Annotated in this window: 6 protein-coding genes; 1 reads left to right on the top strand and 5 read right to left on the bottom strand. The window is 48.6% G+C overall.

Annotated features, from left to right (window positions below; all coding sequences use genetic code 11):
- Positions 1-170: 170 nt before the first annotated feature.
- Positions 171-1,457, top strand: a complete 1,287-nt coding sequence (locus H6F80_RS04740; RefSeq protein WP_190790457.1) for a tetratricopeptide repeat protein — start codon at positions 171-173, stop codon at positions 1,455-1,457.
- Here the strand turns inward: H6F80_RS04740 and H6F80_RS04735 are convergent.
- The 5 genes from H6F80_RS04735 to H6F80_RS04715 all read right to left on the bottom strand — a co-directional run bounded on the left by H6F80_RS04735 (position 1,450) and on the right by H6F80_RS04715 (position 5,190).
- Positions 1,450-2,256 (bottom strand): phosphate/phosphite/phosphonate ABC transporter substrate-binding protein, encoded by an 807-nt coding sequence (locus H6F80_RS04735; protein WP_347277826.1) that lies wholly within the window; start codon positions 2,254-2,256, stop codon positions 1,450-1,452. The two genes, H6F80_RS04740 and H6F80_RS04735, sit on opposite strands and share 8 nt — an antisense overlap.
- A 147-nt stretch (positions 2,257-2,403) precedes the next feature.
- Entirely contained in the window at positions 2,404-2,523 is a 120-nt protein-coding gene (gene cutA, locus H6F80_RS30590; protein ID WP_190790456.1) for a divalent cation tolerance protein CutA, read from the bottom strand.
- A gap of 271 nt (positions 2,524-2,794) precedes the next feature.
- Positions 2,795-3,880: a WD40 repeat domain-containing protein gene (locus tag H6F80_RS04725; protein ID WP_190790455.1), complete on the bottom strand. Its 1,086-nt coding sequence runs from the start codon at positions 3,878-3,880 to the stop codon at positions 2,795-2,797.
- Positions 3,881-3,990: 110 nt separating this feature from the next.
- Positions 3,991-4,356 carry a WD40 repeat domain-containing protein gene (locus H6F80_RS04720; RefSeq protein ID WP_190790454.1) on the bottom strand — a complete coding sequence of 122 codons (366 nt, stop codon included), beginning with the start codon at positions 4,354-4,356 and terminating at the stop codon, positions 3,991-3,993.
- A gap of 222 nt (positions 4,357-4,578) precedes the next feature.
- Positions 4,579-5,190, bottom strand: a complete 612-nt coding sequence (locus H6F80_RS04715) for a WD40 repeat domain-containing protein (protein ID WP_206755035.1) — start codon at positions 5,188-5,190, stop codon at positions 4,579-4,581.
- Positions 5,191-5,407 lie beyond the last annotated feature (217 nt).

The raw sequence follows: 5,407 nt of genomic DNA, 5'->3' as shown, positions 1-5,407 counted from the left end.
TCTTCAATCCACATCTATATCTTTACATTCATTTTTAGCCATGTTATATCTCAATTAATTAAACTACGGTTTGTACGTCAGCTTACTGTATTTTAGTTAATTCGCCTTGATTTGAAAGCCTTTGATAGGGCTAATGATGTTGAACATTTTGCTACGGGTGGAAAGATCTGATGTTAAAAACGGCTCAAGACCTTGATATAACGACAGACTCACCAGAGACGATCGCCGCGATCGATACCTTTTCCGAGCGGGCACTCTGCTATGGAAAGGAGGTTGAATCGCTGCTGCTTCAGGGCATTGCTGCCGACCCAACCTGCGCGATCGTCCGGGCTTATGCTGCGGCTTATTACCTGTCGCAAGAAAGTCAAGCCGGACGACAGCAGGCGATTCCCCATCTCAGAGCAGCACAGCAATTTGCCGATCGAACGAGTGAGGGAGAACAGCTTTATATTCAGGCAACTGCAGCCTGGGCAGAAGGTGAGATTAATGAGGCGATCGCACTGCACGAAGCGATCGCGCAAAAGTTTCCTCGCGATTTAATTTCTGTACAGCAGGGACAGTACCATTATTTTTATCAAGGCGACAAAGCAGGACTGCTGTGGATTGCTCAAACGGTTCTTCCTGCCAATCCAGAAAATCCCTATCTACACGGCATGATTGCCTTTGGACTGGAACAGTGCCATCAGCTTGAAACTGCAGAACAGTGGGGGCGACGGGCAACGGAAATGCAGCGGCAAAATCCCTGGGCGCATCATGCAGTTGCCCATGTGCTGGAGATGCAGGGGCGTGTAGACGAAGGCATTGCCTGGATGGAAAGCCTCGCGAATACCTGGGAAAGCTGCAACTCTATGCTTTATACGCATAATTGGTGGCACATTGCGCTTTATTATTTAGCAAAGCAGGATGCTCAAGGGGTGCTGAAGCTGTATGACCAGAAAGTATGGGGGCATGCCCGCAAGGATTCCCCGAAAGATCAGGTTGGGGCGATTGCCCTGCTGCTGCGCTTAGAACTGCAAGGCATCGACGTTGGCAAATCTCGTTGGCAAGCATTAGCCCTGTATCTGTTGCCCCGCCTTCACGAACACGCCCTGCCGTTTCAAGACCTGCATTACCTCTATGCCCTGACGCGAGCAGGTCGCTTGTCGTGGGTAAGGGAAATGCTTAACAGCATGGAAGTGCACATCCAAACGCTGCATCCGGAGGCACAATCACCGTGGCTCAAGGTTGCTTTACCTGCGGCACAGGGTATCATCGACCATGCGAAGGGGCACTGGCAGGAAGCGATCGACCATCTGCAGCCCGTTCTACCGCAGCTCTGGAGGATTGGCGGGAGCCACGCCCAGCGACAGCTCTTCCAGCAAATTTATCGCGATGCAGTGCGACATCAGGAACAGCGACATCAGAAACGAGCTCAGCCGCGCCCACTTCCCCATTCCAGAATAGCGATCGCTAGATAAACTCGTATCCTGCTTCAATGGCAGCCTGGTACTGCACTGCCAGCATCGTATAATCCTCCGATCGAACTGGGGCAAGGCAACGAATCCGTGCTTTTGTCATTGCGATTTGCAGTTCGGTATCCGGCTGAAGCAGCGCTGCTTGAATTTGCTGAATTGTTGCTGTGTCAAACCGCTGAGAAACTGCGATCGGCGGCATTGGGCAAGCCCCAATTGAATCAATCACGCGCAGTCGTTGCTGCAATTCAGGGAAATCTCGCAGTTCTTGTTCTAAAACAACGCTATCGATCGCCGCACAGTCCGCCAGTTTCTCTGCAACCCAGCGCATTGATTGCTGATGGAATCCAGAAGAAATCGCTTGCGCAAAAAATGGGGCAGGATAGCCCTGTTCAAGGATTCGCTGTCGCAGCAAGTTGTAGCCACTGTTAGAACCGCGATCGTTATAGCAAAGTGTTTTTCCTGCCAAGTCACTGAGACTGAAATAGGGACTATCCACTGTAACAATCACATCAGCAAAATAGATGGGACTGCTCTGATAGCGATCGCTCTGCATCACAGGCGCAGCGATGGCAATAAGTGAATCTGGTGCGATCCATTCCAGATCAGCTTTGCTGCGCATGAGATATCTGGCAAACGGCAAACCACAGATAAACACAAAATCCCACTGGTTTTGATACAGTTGAGGATCATCGAGTGGATCAAATTTGCCCTGCTCAAATTGAATATTGAGATGGAAGGTGCGATCAAGAAAGGCAACGATCGCCTCATAAAACCAGAACAAGTTCGGAGATAGATAGGACACTGCCCTAGTAGGATGACCTTGAATCCGATCAGGTATTGCTTGCCGAAATTCTTTCTGCACGTTGAATATCAATTGAATATTAATGTATAAAGATTGTCATTTTCACAATCAGCCCACTTCCGGTTCCTTAATAATCTTGCCCTTCCATCAGTAGGCGCAGGTAGTTGGAAACCAATTCAGGCAGACTGCTAGCTTCTGCTCCAGTAAAGCATTGCCAATTTGACGGGCTTCCTCCGTAGTCTTAAGGGTGATGTAGTGGAGTTTCATGGAAAAGTTTTGACAGAAAAGTTGTAATAAATACTATATCTTGATCGGTTTACTGTATTATACTTCAAAAACATGCTAGAAATTCCTTATCCAGGATAACTAAGACCGCTCAACATGACCGATTTGCAGAAGAACTACAGCCAGCCTAAATAGGACGTGAACGAATAATAAGCTCATGATGGGTCTTGAATTCTATGCCTTTTGCTCGTGGAAACCCTCTACTCATCATGTTCAGTTTAATGAGTATTGACGTTGATGGTTTCATATCAAGTCAGGGAACATCACAAATTTGACGAGTTTCTGATGTTCCCTCTAGGACGATTGAAGGACGGAGCCAGCGACAAGCCTGCTCAATTAATTCATTCAAGTCGCGAATCGGATACTGTTTTGGTGTGTTGTTTGCAGAAATTACAACAATACTTTTGCCGTCTGCGCTCAGTGCCATCGCGTAACCTTCATACTGAGCAATTTGATTGCCTCTGCCATCCCACACGCGAATCTGACGATCGCCTCCTAGTGTTGCAATCTGTTGACCACTTGCACTAATTTGCACGGCATTAGCTTGAACCGAAGTGGGAATAAACCAGCCCTGTCGCCCATGCAGCGTCGCAGTTTCACCGTTGAGATTCCACAAGAAAGCTCGATCGTCGGCAGCAGAAATAAATTGATTGGTTTGAGGATTGGTAAACGTAAAGCGGGCAAGATCGGAAAAAGTTGTACCGTCCGTAAATCGATCGCTACGAATTTTATTAACTGGGTTGCCCTGTACGTCCCAAGTTTGCACTGCTGCTGTACCGGAATCACTGGGAGCGATCGTCATCAACCCTTTTCCGTCGGCTGTGAAATACACCTGATCGACCCAGTTCGGATGCGCTTGAAAGTTTGCCACAGGTTGCCCCTGCAAATTCCAGAGCTGAACTTTCCCCTGCCCGCCAGCAGTTGCCAAGAATTGACCATCGGGACTGAAGGCGATCGATTGCACTTTGCCTGAAATTGGAGAGGTTACTGCAACTTTGTCTCCAGCTATCGTCCAAATTTGAATCGTATTATCGACTTGCAGCGTTGCCGCATAGCGTCCATCAGGACTGATTGGGTTGTTCCAGGTCAGGGGATTCAGCCAATCTTCGCCCCAAGTTCCAGCAAGTTTCGCAATCGTCTTTCCTCGTAGATCCCCGACAGTTACGGTTCTGTTCTGACCGCTATGCATCAAAAGATATTCTCCTGATGCGTTAAATCGTAAATTATCGATCGCAAATTCACTTAACGGGAGTGACAAATTGCCTTGAGTTTGAGAATTCCAGATCTCTACTGTGCCGTCATTCAATAAAGCTGCAAACGATTCTCCACTTGGGTTCATTCGCACTATGGAAACCTGCTGAGAGAGCGGAGAATATAAAGTCTCAGGCGTTTGCAGATGTAGAAACGTGGTATCAGAAAGGGCGATTGTTTTGCCATTGGGGCTGAACTTCAGCTTATACTATATCCTCGAAATCTCGATTCGGTAAGCTGCTGTCCGGCAAGATTCCAGACTCGCATGCGATCGTCCCGGTTCTGCGTTACCGTATCGCTGCCAATCGTTGCAAGTTGCTGACCATCCGGACTAATAGCAATTGCATAAATTCCGCCTGAATGCGCCTGAAACTCTCGGAGCAGATTGCCCTGAAGGTCATAAAGCCGCAGCTTACCGTCCTCTGAGCCGATCGCCATAAATTGATTGTTTGGGCTAATTTGAGCATCGATCGTTCCCTGCGATCGCGTTTCCACTGATGTCTTTACCCTGCCATTCAAATCACACTGCGTCACTATGGCGGTTCTTCCTTGAGCAGCGACCATCAAGACAGACTGACTATCTGGGCTGAAACGGGCTTTGAGGACTTGCCCCTGACCCTGACAAATCGCAACAGCTTGTCCCTGATTGTTCTAGAGCTTTACCTGACGATCGCCACCCGTCAGCAGATGCTCTCCATCTGGGCCGAATTCAACGACCAGCGACTGGTGATTCAGTGCCGCAACAAGCTGTCCCTGATCATTCCAGAGCCTTATGATTTGTCATTGCTAAGTTGCACTATTGTCACTACCAGCATCAATAACAGGTTCGATCGTGGCAAGCAGGCGACCGTTAGGGCTGAACGCAATTCCTAAAATTGGAGTTTGCAGGCTTGAAAAAGTGGCGATTGCATTGCCCGCAGTACTCCAAAGCGTTGCCGTACCGTCTGCTTTGATTGCTAAAAAACGTTCTCCATCAGGACTCAGGGCAACTTTATCAATCATTCCCTGCTGCTGAAATTGATTAATTTGTCGTCCCTCAACGTCTAAAATTTGATAATCAGTGCGATCGCGTTGCGTGTGTCCTGTGTAAAATAATATCTGTCCACCATTTGCGGTAAAAGGACGCGCAGTTGTGTTGCTGGTTGCGCCGATCGACTGTTCTTGAATGCGATCGAGTATCAGCTGTAGGGTTAGAATAGGTGTAGTTGTAACGTACTGCTTTGCATCACCCGTTGCTTGCTGTAAGTTTTGTGCTGCCGTTAACGCAGAAATTAATGCCTCACTGGGTTGATAGGAAAACTGGCCGAGGGCACTAGTGCTCGTTCGTTCTGCCTGGCCAACAAGCGTGGCACGATTCAGCGATCGGGTTGACCAGACGGTAATGCCTGAGGCTGCCAACAGTGCAGCAGCTAAAATCCCTGTTCCTAAACGCAGTCGTTGTTGTGCAATACGATTAGCCCTGGCGAGGATTTCATTAGCGCGTTTCGTGTCCTGGTTTTCAAACTGCGGTTGTGTCGCAAAAACAGCCGCTGGTAAGGTAGACAAGCCCCGTTATGCCTTCTCGCCCTCCGATGGCTACTGCTGCTCTGTTCAAGTGGCGGCATTTCTGGTTCTG

The sequence above is a fragment of the Leptolyngbya sp. FACHB-711 genome (assembly GCF_014695615.1).
Lineage (GTDB): Bacteria > Cyanobacteriota > Cyanobacteriia > Elainellales > Elainellaceae > Leptolyngbya_A.
Note: the sequence above shows the minus strand (reverse complement) of the source record. Positions and strands in the feature narration are given on the sequence as shown.

What these genes read in the sequence shown, in the direction of transcription:
- H6F80_RS04725 (WP_190790455.1), bottom strand. Translation starts at nt 3,880, where the DNA reads ATGAACCCAAGTGGAGAATCGTTTGCAGCTTTATTGAATGACGGCACA.
- cutA (WP_190790456.1), bottom strand. Translation starts at nt 2,523, where the DNA reads ATGAAACTCCACTACATCACCCTTAAGACTACGGAGGAAGCCCGTCAA.
- H6F80_RS04720 (WP_190790454.1), bottom strand. Translation starts at nt 4,356, where the DNA reads ATGGTCGCTGCTCAAGGAAGAACCGCCATAGTGACGCAGTGTGATTTG.
- H6F80_RS04740 (WP_190790457.1), top strand. Translation starts at nt 171, where the DNA reads ATGTTAAAAACGGCTCAAGACCTTGATATAACGACAGACTCACCAGAG.